The 15,709-nt window shown below is 65.8% G+C and carries 9 protein-coding genes and 1 other annotated feature; of the genes, 4 read left to right on the plus strand and 5 right to left on the minus strand.

Going from position 1 to position 15,709, the window contains the following annotated elements:
• The first annotated feature begins 5 nt into the window (after positions 1–5).
• Positions 6–926 carry a DUF58 domain-containing protein gene (locus ABFE16_01655; GenBank protein ID MEN6343974.1) on the plus strand — a complete coding sequence of 307 codons (921 nt, stop codon included), beginning with the start codon at positions 6–8 and terminating at the stop codon, positions 924–926.
• Between the two features lie 49 nt (positions 927–975).
• On the opposite strand, the gene ABFE16_01660 is transcribed toward ABFE16_01655, so the two are convergent.
• The 5 genes from ABFE16_01660 to galK form a co-directional block, all read right to left on the minus strand.
• Positions 976–2,331, minus strand: a complete 1,356-nt coding sequence (locus tag ABFE16_01660) for a TldD/PmbA family protein (protein ID MEN6343975.1) — start codon at positions 2,329–2,331, stop codon at positions 976–978.
• Positions 2,324–3,802, minus strand: a complete 1,479-nt coding sequence (locus ABFE16_01665; GenBank protein MEN6343976.1) for a TldD/PmbA family protein — start codon at positions 3,800–3,802, stop codon at positions 2,324–2,326. The genes ABFE16_01660 and ABFE16_01665 overlap by 8 nt, the downstream gene beginning before the upstream one ends.
• Before the next feature lie 87 nt (positions 3,803–3,889).
• Entirely contained in the window at positions 3,890–4,771 is an 882-nt protein-coding gene (ftsY, locus tag ABFE16_01670; GenBank protein MEN6343977.1) for a signal recognition particle-docking protein FtsY, read from the minus strand.
• Positions 4,772–4,846: 75 nt separating this feature from the next.
• The gene (gene smc, locus ABFE16_01675; protein ID MEN6343978.1) at positions 4,847–8,476 is read right to left on the minus strand and encodes a chromosome segregation protein SMC; all 3,630 of its coding nucleotides are present in this window, start codon (positions 8,474–8,476) and stop codon (positions 4,847–4,849) included.
• 176 nt (positions 8,477–8,652) lie between these two features.
• On the minus strand, positions 8,653–9,834 hold the full coding sequence (galK, locus tag ABFE16_01680; protein ID MEN6343979.1) for a galactokinase: 1,182 nt from the start codon (positions 9,832–9,834) through the stop codon (positions 8,653–8,655).
• Positions 9,835–10,004: 170 nt separating this feature from the next.
• Positions 10,005–10,273, plus strand: a binding site (T-box leader).
• 151 nt (positions 10,274–10,424) lie between these two features.
• Here galK and ilvD point away from each other — a divergent pair.
• From ilvD to ilvB (ABFE16_01695), 3 genes are all read left to right on the plus strand, one after another.
• Positions 10,425–12,080, plus strand: a complete 1,656-nt coding sequence (gene ilvD / locus ABFE16_01685) for a dihydroxy-acid dehydratase (GenBank protein MEN6343980.1) — start codon at positions 10,425–10,427, stop codon at positions 12,078–12,080.
• A gap of 134 nt (positions 12,081–12,214) precedes the next feature.
• The gene (gene ilvB / locus ABFE16_01690) at positions 12,215–13,924 is read left to right on the plus strand and encodes a biosynthetic-type acetolactate synthase large subunit (protein ID MEN6343981.1); all 1,710 of its coding nucleotides are present in this window, start codon (positions 12,215–12,217) and stop codon (positions 13,922–13,924) included.
• A 62-nt stretch (positions 13,925–13,986) separates the two neighbouring features.
• Positions 13,987–15,696 (plus strand): biosynthetic-type acetolactate synthase large subunit, encoded by a 1,710-nt coding sequence (gene ilvB, locus ABFE16_01695; GenBank protein MEN6343982.1) that lies wholly within the window; start codon positions 13,987–13,989, stop codon positions 15,694–15,696.
• Positions 15,697–15,709: the final 13 nt, after the last annotated feature.

Genomic DNA, 15,709 nt, shown 5'->3' on the forward strand with positions numbered 1-15,709 from the left:
AGCGCATGACGCAAGTGACGCAGGCACTCACACCGGCGGCGGTGGCGAAGCTCACCACCATGCAACTGCGAGCCCGGGCGATCGTGGAAGGCCATTTCTCCGGCCAACATCGCAGCCCGTACCGTGGCGCCAGTGTGGAGTTTGCCGACCACCGCGAGTACACCCCCGGCGACGAGACCCGGCACATCGACTGGAAGGTCTACGGTCGCCGCGACCGGTTCTTCGTGAAGGAGTACGACGCGGAGACCAACCTCAACGTGCACCTGATGGTGGATGTCAGCGGCTCGATGAACTACGGTGCGCCGGTGCGCAAGCTGGAGTATGCCGCTTATCTGGCGGCCGGTCTGGCCTACCTCGCCACCCATCAGCGCGATGCCACCGGGCTGCTGCTCTTCGACCACCGACTGCGACTGCAGCTACCTCCCCACACCAAGCCGGCCCACCTGCAGCGGATCTTCGACACCCTCGATGCCGCCTGTCGAGGTGCGCTTCCACCCTCCGACGACGACCTCTCGCGCGAGACTGACCTGACGGCGGCGCTGGAGGCTGCGACGCCGACCATCACCCGCCGCGGCCTGGTGGTGGTGATCTCCGATCTACTGGATGATCTCGACCGCGTACTGCGAGCCCTGGCCTATCTGCGACACCGCGGGCATGACGTGATGGTGCTGCAGGTGATGGATGCCGAGGAGTTGGAGTTCCGCTTCCGTGGCCCGGCGCTGTTCGAGGATCTGGAGACCGGGCAACGTCTGGCGGCCCAGCCCGAGCAGCTTCGGCGCGACTATCTGAGGGCGCTGCACGAGTTCCTCGCCCAGGTTCGCGACGGCTGCCGCAAGCTCGCAATCGATCAGGAACTCCTCGACACGAGCCGCCCCTTCGACCAGGCGCTGACAGCGTACCTGGGGAGACGAAGCAGGGCCCGGTGAAGCACCGAGCCCTGCCGAAGAGCGTGCGAGATTGCGAGGTCGAGGAGACTCAGAAGGCCGTCGCGCTGCTGAAGTTGAAGCCCTCGATTCGCAGCGGCGGCACCCAGGCGTAGTCGAAGGCGACACCCTCGCTGCCGATCATGTCCACGTGGCTGAGGGCTTCGAGGATGCTCTGGGTGAACCGCATGTTCTTGAGCCCGCCCACGATCTGACCGTTCTCGATCAGGAAGGTGCCGTCGCGGGTCATGCCGGTGAGGACGGTGCGCGCCGGATGGACCATGTTCGTGTAGTGGAAGCGAGTCACCAGCACCCCGCGTTCGGTCTCCGCGATCATCTGCTCCAGGCTGTAGTCGCCCGGCTTCAGGAACACGTTCATCGGAACCGGTCCCCAGGTGTTCGGCGCCGGCAGGGCATGGCCGGTGTTCACAGCCCCTTCCTCGCGGCCAGCGGTGAAGGAGTCGTAGGTGACAGCCTTGAGGACCCCGTTCTCAATCAGGGTCACCGGCTTTCGGACAACGCCCTCGAAGTCATAGGGGTGGCGATGGGTGCGCGGATCGCAGCCGTCATCCCACAGTGTTATGTTGTCGCCGCAGACCTTCTCGCCCAAATGGCCCGAGGTGAAGGACCGGCCCTCCTGGTGAGCCAAAGCGTTCATATCGTATACCGTCAGTGTGGAGACCATGTCCTCCACTGCGAGGGGCTCGAGGATGACCGTGTAGGCACCAGGCTCGAGCTCTTTGGGGCCGGCGGAGGTCACGGCCTTGCTGGCCGCTGTCGACCCGACCTCCCTGGCTAACAGACTCTGCACATCGTCTGATACGGCCTCGGCGAAGCCGGTCGAGTCGGCGCCCTGCATGACCACTCGCATCCGGGCGTTGCTGACGGCCCAGTAGGCCTCGATACCGAGGGAGTTGGCGATCAGGAAGGCGTCGTCGCTCGTCGCCACTTGGCCTGCCGCAGACAGCGACTGGCCCCGGGCGATGTCGATCATCTCGCGCACGGACTCGGCACGCTGCTCTGGTCCGCAGTTCACGGTGGCGGGCACGGGCGAGACTTCACAGCCCGCAGCTCCTGCGGGAGAGGGCAGCGAGACGAACTCCTCGTTCGGCTGTGCATGTCGGGCGAGTTCGTAGGCTCGGGCCGCCAGGTCTTTGAGCGCCTCCGGTGAGGGGTCGTTGCCCCAGGCGACACCGATCTTCTTGCCGATCACCGCTCGCACCGAGCAGTCTACGGAAGCCTCGTGCACGTTCTGATGGATGGCGTTGTTGGCGAAGCGCGTGAGGCCGCCACGAGCGTTGAAGACGATCACTTCGGTCTGGTCGGCACGGGAAGCCTCCAGGATCGTCTGGGCCATGCGCAACATTTCCTCGCGACCGGGTCCGGCCGCAGCAGGCTGGCTACTCATTCCCCTCGCCTCCTTCACCGGACTCTTGCATGACCCCGCAGCGAACCTTGCGGAACCGTGCCGGTGCGACGCCATGCCCGACGTGAGCGCTCTGGCCCGGCTCGCCCTTGCCGCAGTTGGGGACGCCCCAGATGACCCATTCGCCCTTGCCGCGACCGGAGACAGCGTCGCAGGAGCCCCAGAACTCCGGCGTGATTCCTTGGTAGGTGGCGTTGCGGTACATCTGCCCCAGGTCGCCGTCGGTGATCTCGTAGGCGGCCTCGGTGCCGAACTGGAAGTTGAGGCGCTTGTCGTCGATGCTCCAGGAGGTGTTCGTGCACAGCAAGAACCCGTGGCGAGTGTCGCCGATGATCTCGTCGAGGGTCCACTCGCCGGGCTCGAGGTTCACGTTGGTCATGCGGATGATCGGGGTGCGTGCCCAGCCGTCGGCTCGCATCGCGCCCTGACTGACGCGACCGATGACCGGGGCCGTCTCGCGAGAGGTCAGATAGCCGCAGAAGATGCCCTGCTCGACGATCTGCGTGCGCTGCCCGGGAACGCCCTCGTCGTCGTAGGCGAAGCTCCCCAGGCCACCGGGCAGAGTCGCATCGGCGTTGATGCTCACCGCCTCCGACCCGTAGCGGAAGTTGCCCAGTTTCTCGGGCGTGAGGAAGCTCGTCCCGGCGTAGCTGGCCTCGGAGCCCAGTACACGGTCGAGCTCAATCGGGTGACCGCAGGACTCATGAAGCTGGAGGGCAAGCTGCGAGCCTTCGAGGATGAGGTCGAAGTTGCCCGCGGGGAAGTGCGGGGCCTTGAGGAGCGCGTCCGCCTCTTTGGCGATGCGCTCGGCCTCGGAGGGCAGGTCAAGTTCCTCGACCAGCTCCCAGCCGCGGGTTCCCATCTGGCCGCCGTGAGAGTTGGGGAAGGTGCGACGCTGAGTCTCGTGGCCGTCGGTCGCGGTGGCCTCGATCCCTGCGCCGGTCTCGATGCGGTCCTGGTGGATCTCGGCGCCCTCGGTGCTGGCGAAGAACTTCTCGATCCGCAGGGCCCTGATGAAGCCCTGGCGCAGGCGCACCTCGGCAGCCTGCTCCATCAGCTTGTCGCACTCCAGCAGTAGGCCGATGCGCTCGTCGAGGGGTACGTCGAAGGGGTCCTTGCGTGCGGTATGGGCGACGCGGTCGGTGGCGGGCTCCAGCTCGGAAAGCACCACCGGCTTCTGGGCGGTCGTCGCACTGGACTTTGCGATGCGCACCGCCAACTGCGCCGTCTCGCGCAAGGCTTCTGGTGTCAGCACGGAGGTTGCGGCGAAGCCCCAGGCGCCGTCGGCAATCACACGGACGCCGATGCCCCGACTCTGGGAGGACGCCAGTCCCTCTACCGTGCCGTTCTTGGTCTCGACCTGCTCCGCGCGGCTACTAACATAGCGGGCATCTGCATAGGAGGCACCCGCTGCCGTTGCCGCCTCCAGCGCCAGTCTGCACAGGTCTTCCATCGGCAATCACCTGCCCTGAAGGGTGTACCGGGCAAGTCGCCGGAGCGATACCGGCGGCCGCCCTCGGTGAGATGGAAACCGTCTCGTCTAGTCGCCGTTCTCGAACATCGCGTCGGCGTACTCATCGGAGGAGAACAGCCGCAGGCCGTCGAGCTTCTCCCCCATCCCCAGGAGCTTGACGGGAATGCCGAACTCCTTCACCAGGCTCAGCACGATGCCGCCCTTGGCCGTGCCGTCGAGCTTCGTGACCATGAGGCCCGTCACGCCGACCATCTCATGGAACTGCTTGACCTGACTGATGGCGTTCTGCCCGGTGGTCCCGTCGATCACCAACAGCTTCTCATCGGCAGGCCGGCCGAGCTCGCGCTCGATGACGCGGTCGATCTTGGCCAGCTCCTCCATGAGATTGTGCTTGGTGTGGAGCCGACCGGCCGTGTCGATCACCAGCAAGTTCGCCCCACGGGTCTTCGCCGCCTGCAGCGCGTCGTAGACCACGGCGCTGGGGTCGGAGCCCTGCTGCTGACGGATGACCTCGCAGTTGACCCGGCGTCCCCACTCCTCCAACTGTTCCGCGGCGGCGGCCCGGAAGGTGTCCCCGGCAACGATGAGGACCTTGTAGCCGGCCTGGTGGTACCAGTTCGCGATCTTGGCGATGCTGGTGGTCTTCCCGACGCCGTTGACGCCCAGGATGAGGAAGGTCGTCGGCGCGGTCGGCCCGGTGTTGAGTTGCTTCTCGGCAGGCTTGAGGATAGCCTTGACCTCGCCGCGCAGCAGCGCGAAGAGGCCCTCGGGATCGGTGATGTGCTGCTTCTCGGCCCGCTCGCGCAGGTGCTGGACGATCTCCAGCGCCAGGTTCACGTTCACGTCGGCCTGGATCAGCGCTTCCTCGATCTCATCCATCAGATCGTCATCTACGACCGTCCGCCCACGAATGGCGGCCCCGACTCGCTTGAAGAGCCCTTTGAGCAAGGAGGTTCGTCCTTTCAGAAGGTATCGCGGTTGGTGCGGGCCGGTGGTAGACCGGCCGACGCTGAGTCCTGCGCCCTAGGTGGTGGTGGGTAGCACACGGCTTCCGGCATGGGGATTATGGACCGCAGCCACCCGGTCCTCGGCCTCCGCCAGGAAGTCCTCCCACTCACGCAGCTCGAGCCGGATCAGCCGCGATACACCGGCATCTTGCATGGTGATTCCGAACAAGGTATCGGCACACTTGATCGTGGCCGGGTTGTGGGTCACGATGATGAACTGCGACTGCTCGGCGAAATCGGCCAGGACGTTCACGAAGCGCTCGACATTGGCCTCGTCCAGAGCGGCGTCGATCTCGTCGAGCACCACAAAGGGAGAGGGCCGCACGCGCAGCATCGCAAAGAGCAAGGCGGAGGCCGTCAGGGAGCGCTCTCCACCGGACAGCAGCAGCAGGTTCTGCTGCCGCTTGCCGGGCACCTGGACGATGACATCGACGCCCGAATCCAGCGGGCTCTCAGGGTTGGTCAGCTTCAGCTCGGTAGTGCCGCCGCCGAAGAGGCGCTCGAACATCCCCTGGAACTCCGTCTGCATGCGCTCGAAGGCCAGCAGGAATTCCTCGGTCGCCGCGTCGTCGATCTCCTTGATGACCTGCAGCAGATCGGCCTTGGCGGCTTCGAGGTCGGCCAACTGGGCCGACAGGAACTCCTCGCGGGCACGCAGGCGGTCGCACTCATCAATGGCGCTGAGGCTCACCGGACCAAGCTTGCGGATGTTCTCGCGCAGCTCGTTGGCCTCGCGGCGAATCTCCTGCTCGTTGAACTCCTCGTCACGCTCGGCGAAGGCCTCTTCGGGCGTCACATCATAGGTGTCCTTGAGACGCTCGGCGATGGCCTCCAGTTGCGTGTCCTCGCGGGCCAGTCCCAGTTCCGAGCGATGGAGGCGGTCGGTCTGCTCCTGGGCCACCTGGTTGAGGCGACCGCGCATGGTCTCCAGCTCCGCCGACTTCTCGCGCAGGTCGGATAGAGCGGCGGCTCGCTCGTTCACGTGAGCCCTTGCAGCACCCGCCGTCTGCTCGAGTTCGTGCAGGTCGACGCCGGGGCTGTCGAGTTCGCTCTGGAGCTCCTCCTGGGCCTCGTAGGCCGCCTTGAGTTCGGCCTCGGCCTGGGCGATCTCCTGGGTCACGCGCTGCAGCTCGGAGGTGAAGCGCTGCCGCAGGTGCTGCACCGACCGCTCTTTCTCCGCGAGCTCCGCCGCACGAACCTGGGCATTGACCTGCTGCGCTCGCAGGGCATCGACTTCGGCCTGCCCGACTCCCTGGCGCCGCACTTGCTCAATCTGCTCGCCGACAGTCTTCGCCTCGGCGCTGAGCTTCTCACTGTTCTCCTGTGCGGTCTGACGGCGCTGTCCTGCCTCGGCCAGTCGCTCGTCGATCCCGTCAGCTTCGGTGGTCAGTTCGGCGCTGGCCTTCTGGGCGGCCCGAAGCTGATCGGCCAAATGGTTCGCGTCGGAGTCGGTGGCCGCTCGCTCGGAGCGCAGTCGAGACAACTCGGCCTCGGCCACGCGGATGTCCTCGCTGCAGCGTGTGCAGTGCAGATCGAGGTCTTCCTCGCACTTCCACATGTCTTCGAGGGCCGCCCGCATGATATCCAGTTCGCGGGTAACGCTCTCCAACTCGCGACGGCGTGCGAAGGCCTGGCTACCTGCGCCCTGCTCACCACCGGCGGTGATGACGCCGTTTGCGTCGACGACCTCGCCAGCGAGGGTCACCATGCGCACTCGGACGCCCATGCGCTGTCGGGCGCTGAGAGCGGTCTCCAGATCGCGCACTACGAGCGTTGACCCTATCAGGTGAGCCAGCAGCGGCTCATGGTCGCGCTGATAGCGCACCAGCTTCAGCGCCGGGCCGAAACTGCCGGGAACCTGTACCGAGGGGGTCTCCGCAGGCATCCCGGTGAACCCTGTCAGCGGGACGAAGGAGACCTTGCCGACTTCTCGTCCCCGAAGGTGCAGCGCGCCAGCGGCCGCCTGCTCCTCGCTCTGCGTGAGCACCCACTGCAGGGACTCACCGAAGGCGGCCTCGATCGCGCGCTCAAACTTGGCGGGGACGTTGACCACGTCGGCGACGACCCCCAGGACGCCGGTGAGTTCGCCCTCCTCCGCAGCGGTGATGGCGGCCTTGGCACCGTCGCTGAAGCCCTCATGGGAGCGCTCCAACTCTTCCAGCAACTCCTGCCGGGTCTCGGCGGCGGTCACGGCACCGGAAAACACATTGCACTTCTGGCGATGCTCGGTCAGGTCACGACTGCTCTGGGCCAGATCCTGGCGCAGGGCCTGGAGGTCTTCCTGCCGGGCTGCATAGGCCTGGCTGAGCTCCTCCCTGCGAGCCTGGGCAGCAGCCACCCGTTCACCCAGTTCCACCTGCCGCTGAGCCATCGCCTCCGCCTGACGAGACAGGCGCTCCGAGCGCTCCGCAAGGTCCTGCTCCAGGCTACTCAGGGCCAGGGCCTCGTTCTCGAGAGCCCGGGCCTTCTCCAGGATGGTTGCCTGTGTCCGCTCAAGCTCGCGGACCGTCTGCATCTTCTCCTGGAAGGCGGCCTGCTTCTCTTTGAGTTCGGCGTCGAGCCGGGCGCGCTCCTGTTGGGCCTTGCCGTGGGCCTCGACGACCTGAGCATACTCGACCGCAACGTTCTCCACCTGCTCAGACAGCTCGACGGAGCGACGCTTCCGGCCTTCGAGGGCAACCTGAAGGTCCTCCTGACGAGCCGCAGCGGCTCGTACTCGCTCCTGGGCGAGAGCCTGGGCCTGTCGCGTCTGATCCAACTCGCGCTCGGCGGCCGTGGCAGCATCCCGCAGGTGGTCCACCTCGTCCGCCAGTCGCGCCATCTCGAACTGCACGCGCTCGTACTCGCTGTCCACCTTGGAGAGCTGGTTGCGGGTGCCCTGCAAGTCGGCCTTGGTGATCTCCAACTCGTTGGCGAGGCGTCCGACCCGCTGGCGACGCCGCTGGTAATCCCCGGCCAGCAGGTGTAGCTCCAGCTCGCGCAGCCGGTCGGCGTACTCGTTGTACTTCCGGGCCGTCTCGGCCTCTTTCTCCAGGGGCTCGCGCTGGGAGGTCAACTCGGCCACGATGTCGGCCACGCGGGTCATGTTGGCTTCAGTGGCATCGAGCTTGCGGTTCGTCTCATCGCGCCGGATGCGGTACTTGCGCACCCCGGCAACCTCTTCGAGCAGCTCGCGCCGGTCCTCGGAGCGGATGCTGAGGATTGCGTCGATCTCGCCCTGGCCGACAACCGAGTAGGCGCCGGGACCGACACCCGTATCGAGGAACAGGTCGCGGATGTCGCGCAGGCGCGCATTGCTGCGGTTCAGCAAGTACTCGCTCTCGCCCGAGCGGAAGAGCCTGCGGGACACGATGACATCGCTGTAATCGACACTCAGGGCGCTGTCGGTGTTGTCGATCGTCAGCGCCACCTCGGCCATCCCGAGGGGACGTCTCTGCTCGGAGCCGGCGAAGATGACATCGTGTGAGGCCTCGGTGCGCAGGGCACGGTTGCTCTGCTCGCCCAGGACCCACTGGATGGCGTCGGAGATGTTACTCTTGCCGACGCCGTTCGGACCGACGATGGCAGTGACGCCCGGCCCGAAGTCCAGCTCGGTTCGGTCTGCGAAGGTTTTGAACCCGCGCATCTCAAGCTTCTTCAGATACACGTAGGCACATCCCGTATAGCGGTAATCGGATTACGGTCTTTGGTAAGTAGTTCCTGTGCGGCCCGGAGGAGTACAGTGGTGGCCCTGGCACAGAGGCTGATGCGCCTCCCCACAGCAACGCCCGGGGCGTGACTGCCGGGAGGATCTGACGGAGGACCCGCAGCGACCGGGTCGCTCTACCCCACACATCCGGCGCCCTGTGACGGGCGGGTCACGAAGGTGCGGCCCTGAAGCTCACACCGTGAGGTATATCGTTGGGTGACCTGCGAGCAGAACCGGTCCACCTCATCCAGGTCAACCAGTGCCAGGACGCAGCCACCGAAGCCGGCACCCATCAGCCGGGCGCCTCGGCACCCCGGCGCCTCGCAGGCGATCTCCACCATCGCATTGAGCTCGTCGCAACTGACCTCGTAGTCGTCGCGCAGACTGGCGTGCGAGTCGAGGAGCAACCGGCCCAGACGGGCGCAGTCACCACTCCGGAGCGCCTCGACGCCCTGCATGACACGCTCGTTTTCCGTCACCACGTGGCGCGCCCGGCGGAAGGTGTCGGGGTCGAGGCTGTCGCGATGGCTCAGGAGCACCTCCAGGGAAGCGTCGCGAAGCGAGGTGACGCCCAACTGCGCGGCAGCTCGCTCGCACTGAGCCCGGCGGGCGTTGTACTCCGACTTCACCAAGCCCCGGGGCTTGCGGGTATCACACACCACAAAGACAGCTTCCTGATGGCCGAAGTCGATGGTCGTGATGTCGCGGCTGCGGCAGTCGATCAGGAGCGCTGCTCCCTCACTGCCAAAGACGCTGGAGAACTGGTCGAGGATCCCGCACTTGACGCCCACGAACTCGTTCTCGGCCCGCTGACATAGCAGGGCGAGCTCGGTCGGGTCGAGCGTGGTCTCGTTGCACTGCAGGAGAGCCTGGGCGAAGCCGATCTCGACGGCGGCTGAGGAGGCCAGTCCGGCGCCGATGGGCAGGTCGCCGATGATCGCGGCATCCAGGCCGCCGATGGGGATTCCGATCTCCTGCAGCGCCCAAACGACGCCACGAATATAGGTACCCCACTGCCGCTCACCGTTCAGCGGCTCCAGGCCGTTGACGCTGAACTGCTCGCGTGCCCGGAAGGCCGCCGACCATACCCGAACCTGTCCATCCTCGCGGGGCAAGGCGGCCACGTAGGTGGCCTGCACGGTTGCGGCGGGAAGCACAAAGCCCTCGTTATAGTCGGTGTGCTCGCCGAGTATGTTGATGCGCCCCGGGGCACGCGCGACCTTGCACTCACGTCCGCACCGGTCCGGGAAGGCTTGGGTCCATTCATGACGGGCCAGTGCGACCAGTCCGTCCCAGGTTTGTACAGGGCCTGCCATCTTGGGTAATCGTATCCGGTCTCACAGAATCAGACACACAACTAGCGGGGAATTATAGCCCGCGCCGGAAGCGCATGTCAAACCAGCGAGGACCTTCGGCGGCCTCAGGTGGTCGCGGCCTTGACCAAAGGGAGGGGGCTCGTCTATACTGAAGGCGTAGGACAATATCGTAGAAGGCTGTGACGGGGAAGAGTAGGCGTACAACGCGATCCACAGAGAGCCGGCGAGAAGGTGAGAGTGCCGGCGGTTGCGTCCGCTGAAAGTCACCCCTGAGCCACGTGGCTGAACGGTAATGCGATCGCATCCCGAGCTCAAACCGGGGTGTGGTTGGCCAGTAAGCCAGGTCGGGTACGCCCGTTATCGCGTGAGAGAGCCGTCCCGCATGGCGGGACGGAACTTGGGTGGTACCGCGGGAAGCACAACGCCTCTCGTCCCAAGCGCCTTGCTGCGCCTGGACGAGGGGCGTTTTTCGTATGTCCCCATTGACCGGCCTGCCACGCACGCGAGCCCCAGGGCAGAGCGTAGTGAGAACTGGCAGGCCATGCCCGGAGCGCCCATCCCGGGCCCAACAGAAGAGGAGCGACGGAATCATGCGTAGCGACCAAGCCAAATCCGGTCTGACGCAGGCGCCGAGTAGGGCCTTGCTATACGCCTGCGGCTTCACGCCCGACCAGGTCAAGGGCCTCCACATCGGCATCGCCGACAGCTCGTCGGACATCGTCCCCGGGCACGTGGGGATGCAGATGCTTGTCCAGCACGTCATGCTCGGGATCGCCGCCGGTGGTGGCGCCCCGATGCGCTTCGGCATCCCGGCAATCTGTGACGGCATCGCCATGGGCCACAGGGGCATGTTCTACTCCCTGCCCTCCCGTGAGCTCATCGCCGACTCGGTGGAGAGCATGGCCGAGGCCCACGCCCTCGACGGTCTGGTTCTCGTCAGCAACTGCGACAAGATCACCCCGGGCATGCTGATGGCTGCGGGACGCCTCGACATCCCCTGCATCGTCGTCACCGCCGGTCCGATGTACTCCGGTCGGCTCGAAGGCCGCCGTCTGGACCTCGTCAAGGACACCTTTGAGGCTGTCGGACGGGCGCAGGCCGGCGTCATCAGCGAGGAGGACGTCGAGCGTCTTGCCATGGAAGCGTGCCCCGGCTGCGGATCGTGCCAGGGCCTTTACACCGCCAACACCATGGCCTGCGTCACCGAGGCCCTGGGTATGAGCCTGCCGGGTTGCGGTACTGCTCTCGCCGGTCAGGCCCAGAAGATGCGGATCGGCTACGACAGCGGCGTGCGCATCTGCGAGCTCGTCCGCCAGGGCATCACGACCCGCCAGATCATCACTGAGCCCGCCATCCGCAACGCCATCCGCATTGATATGGCCCTGGGCGGCTCGACGAACACCTGCCTGCACATCCCGGCCGTCGCTCACGAGGCCGGCGTGGATATCCCGCTGGAAGTCTTCGACGAGATCAGCAAGGCTACGCCGCAGATCGCCTACCTGCGCCCCGCCGGGGAGCACATGATGGAGGACTTCCACTGGGCCGGTGGCGTTCAGGGTGCCCTGAGCGTGCTCAAGGACTCGCTGGACGATGCCCCGACCGTTAGTGGCAAGACCGTCAGGCAGCTCGTCGCCGAGGCCAGGGTCATCAACTCCGACGTTATCCGCTCGCTGGACAACGTCTACCGCCCGGAAGGCGGGATTGCCGTCCTGCGTGGCAACGTCTGCCCCGACGGCGCCGTGGTGAAGCAGTCGGCGGTAAGCCCGGATATGCGCAAGTTCCACGGCAAGGCCCTCTGCTTTGACGGCGAGGAGCAGGCCATGGAGGCCATCATGGCCGGGAAGATCACCGACGGCTCCTGGGTCATCGTTCGCTACGAAGGCCCGAAGGGTGGTCCCGGCATGCGCGAGATGCTCAACGCGACCGCGGCCCTGACCGGCATGGGCAAGGAAAGCTCGGTAGCCCTGCTCACCGACGGACGGTTCAGTGGCGGCACCCGTGGGCCCTGCATCGGCCACATCTCCCCGGAGGCCGCTGAGGGCGGTCCGCTGGCCCTGGTCCAGGATGGCGACGAGATCAGCCTCGACCTGGATGCCCGCAAGATCGAGCTGCACGTGGACGACGCCGAGCTGGCCCGCCGCAAGGCCAACTGGGTCGCCCCGGCCCCCAAGGTCACGAAGGGCTGGCTCGGACGCTACGCACGTCTGGTCAAGAGCGCTGCGACCGGCGGAGTCATGGAGTCCTAAGTTCGCTTCACAGGCTAGGAGCCGCGGGAACGAGTGATACTGAGGCACGCTTGCAGTGGTGGACTGGGCTCGTTCCCCCGGCAACCGTCTGAGGTCGAAGGGCAAGGCTACCTTGCCCGGGAGAGGTAACAGACATGAGCAACCGCACCTTCACCGGCGCCGATGGGATGCTGAGGGTCTTCGAAGAGGAAGGCGTGGACGTGATCTTCGGCTTCCCCGGTGGGTCCGTCATTCCCATCTACGACAAGATCTATCACGCGGTGGCCGAGGGCCGAATCCGCCACATCCTGCCGCGCCATGAGCAGGGCGGCATCCATGCTGCCGACGGCTATGCGCGCTCGACGGGCAAGGTCGGCGTAATGGTCGCCACCAGTGGCCCCGGCGCGATGAACCTGGTGACGGGCCTGGCAACCGCCTATATGGATTCGGTACCGATCGTCGCCGTCACCGGTCAGGTCAAGACCTCGGCCATCGGCAAGGACGCCTTCCAGGAGGCCGACACGATCGGCGTCACGATGCCGGTGACCAAGCACAACTACCTGGTCAAGAGCGTGGCCGACCTTCCGGAGATCACCCGAGAGGCCTTCTACATCGCCCGCACGGGGCGTCCCGGACCGGTGGTCATCGACGTGCCCTTCGATGTCAGCGCCGGTCCCTGCAACTGGGTTGATGCCCCGCGTAAGGAGATCCCCGGCTATGCACCGCCCGGCAAGGGTGACCCGGAGGCCATCCGCAAGGCCGCCGAGATGATCTCCAAGGCGGAGAGGCCGATCCTGTACGTGGGTGGCGGAATCATCGCTGCCGACGCCGCTCCCCTGCTGAAGGAACTCGCCGAGAAGGCCAACCTCTTCGTGGTTCACACCATGATGGGCAAAGGCGCCTTCCCCGAGACCCATGACCTGTCCATGGGGATGCCGGGCATGCACGGGATGGCCTACGGGAGCCATGCGCTCCAGCACGCGGGCCTGATCATCGCCATCGGCGCACGCTTCGATGACCGCGTTACCGGCGACCCGACCAAGTTTGCACCTGAGGCCGAGGTCATCCACATCGACATCGACCCCGCCGAGATCAACAAGGTCCGGCGGGCGCAGGTTGCGATCGTCGGCAATGCTCGCCTCGTGCTCGAGGAGCTCCTGCCGCAGATCCAGCCCCGTCAGCCGGGAGAGTGGGAAGCGCACCTGCGCGAGTGGCGTGCCGCCCATCAGCTCTCCTACAACGCAGACCCGGAGGACGGCGTCTCGCCGCAGTACGTCATCGAGCAACTCTGGGAAGCGACGAGGGGCGAAGCGATCGTCTGCACCGAAGTCGGTCAGCACCAGATGTGGGCCGCGCAGTACTACCGCTGCCAGTTCCCGCGCCAGTTCATCTCCAGCGGCGGCCTCGGCACGATGGGCTTCGGCTTCCCGGCGGCCATCGGTGCGCAGGTCGGCAACCCGGGCAAGGTCTGCGTGGACATTGCCGGCGACGGCTCCATTCAGATGTGCATCCAGGAACTGGCAACCGCCGTCATCAACAAGCTGCCGGTCAAGGTGGTCATCCTCAACAACGGCTACCTGGGGATGGTGCGCCAGTGGCAGGACCTCTTCTACGGCAAGCGCTACAGCGGCGTTGACCTGACCGGCAACCCGGACTTCGTCAAGCTCGCCGAGGCCTACGGCGCAACGGGATACCTGGTGACAGACAAGTCGCAGGTGCGGCCGACGCTGGAGAAGTCCCTGGAGATCACCGACCGGCCGTGCGTCATCGACGTTCGCACGCCGCCGGAAGAGAACGTGTTCCCGATGATTCCGGCCGGCGCGACCTTCGCAGACATGATGGAAACCGCGCCCGTGGGCATCTAGGCAGGCACTGCCCACATCGTCGCACAACCTGAGCACTGATCCAAAACACCAGGAGACCGTGGATGTCTGAGGCGACCTTCTTCGGCGCAGATGCCGTCATCAAGGTCCTGGAGAGCGAGCAGGTGGACGTCATCTTCGGCTTCCCCGGAGCGGCGGTCATCCCCATCTACGACCGCCTCTACCATGCCGAGGCCGAGGGCAGGATCCACCACGTACTCACTCGTCATGAGCAGGGCGCCGTCCATGCTGCGGACGGCTATGCGCGGGCGACCGGCAAGGTCGGCGTATGCATCGCCACCAGCGGCCCCGGCGCGATGAACCTGATAACCGGCATCGCCACGGCCTACATGGACTCGGTTCCCCTGGTCGCCCTTACCGGCCAGGTGCGCACCGGGATCATCGGTAAGGACGCCTTCCAGGAGGCCGATACCTTCGGCGTCACGATGCCGATTACCAAACACAACTACCTGGTGAAGGATGCCGGCAGACTCGCGGAGGTGCTGCGCGAAGCCTTCTACATCGCTCGCACAGGCCGGCCGGGACCGGTGCTGGTCGATATCCCCGTGGATCTCACCAACACTCCTTGCGAGTGGCACGAGGATGGGCACAAGCAGATTCCCGGCTACAACCCGCCGGGCAAGGGTGACCCCGAGGCACTCCGCCAGGCAGCCGAGCTGATCTCGAAGGCCGAGCGCCCGGTTCTGTACGTCGGCGGCGGCGTGATCGCCTCCGGCGCGTCAGACCTCGTGCGGCAACTCGCCGAGAAGGCCAGCCTGTACACGGTGCACACCCTGATGGCGAAGGGCGCCTTCCCTGAGGACCACGAGCTATCCATGGGCATGCCCGGGATGCACGGGACCGCCTACGCCACTCACGCGATGCATCACGCGGGGCTCATCATCTCGGTCGGCGCACGCTTCGACGACCGTGTCACCGGCGACCCGAGCAAGTTCGCTCCTGAGGCCGAGGTCATCCACATCGATATCGACCCCGCCGAGATCAACAAGGTCCGTCGGGCACGGGTCGGAATCGTCGGAGACGCCCGCGAAGTCCTGGAGGAGCTCTTGCCGCTCGTGAAGCCGCGCCGACCTGGTGAGTGGGAAGCGCACCTCAAGGAGTGGCGTGCCGATCATCCGCTCAGCTACAACGCCGATCCGGAGGACGGCGTCTCGCCGCAGTACGTCATCGAGCAACTCTGGGAAGCCACGAAGGGCGAAGCCGTCGTCTGTACCGAGGTCGGTCAGCACCAGATGTGGGCCGCCCAGTACTACCGATGCCGATACCCGCGCCAGTTCATCAGCAGCGGCGGCCTGGGGACGATGGGCTATGGGTTTCCCGCAGCCATCGGCGCACAGATCGGGTGCCCGGACAGGACCGTGGTAGACATCGCCGGTGACGGTTCGATCCAGATGTGCATCCAGGAACTGGCGACCGCCGTCATCCAGAAGCTGCCGGTCAAGATTGTCATTCTCAACAACGGCTACCTGGGAATGGTGCGGCAGTGGCAGGACCTGTTCTATGGCAAGCGCTATAGTGGCGTCGACCTGAGCGGCAATCCGGATTTCGTCAAGCTTGCCGAGGCCTACAGTGCTGCCGGTTTCCTGGTCACCGACAAGGCGCAAGTGCGGCCGACGCTGGACAAGGCGATGCAGATCACGGATCGGCCCTGCCTGATCGACGTTCACACGCCGCCCGAGGAGAACGTGTTCCCGATGATCCCGGCCGGCAAGACCTTTGAGGACATGATGGAGACCGCCCCGGTCGGGGTGTAGCGCTCCGGTGCGA

The sequence above is a fragment of the Armatimonadia bacterium genome (genome assembly GCA_039679385.1).
Classification (GTDB): Bacteria; Armatimonadota; Zipacnadia; order Zipacnadales; family JABUFB01; genus JAJFTQ01.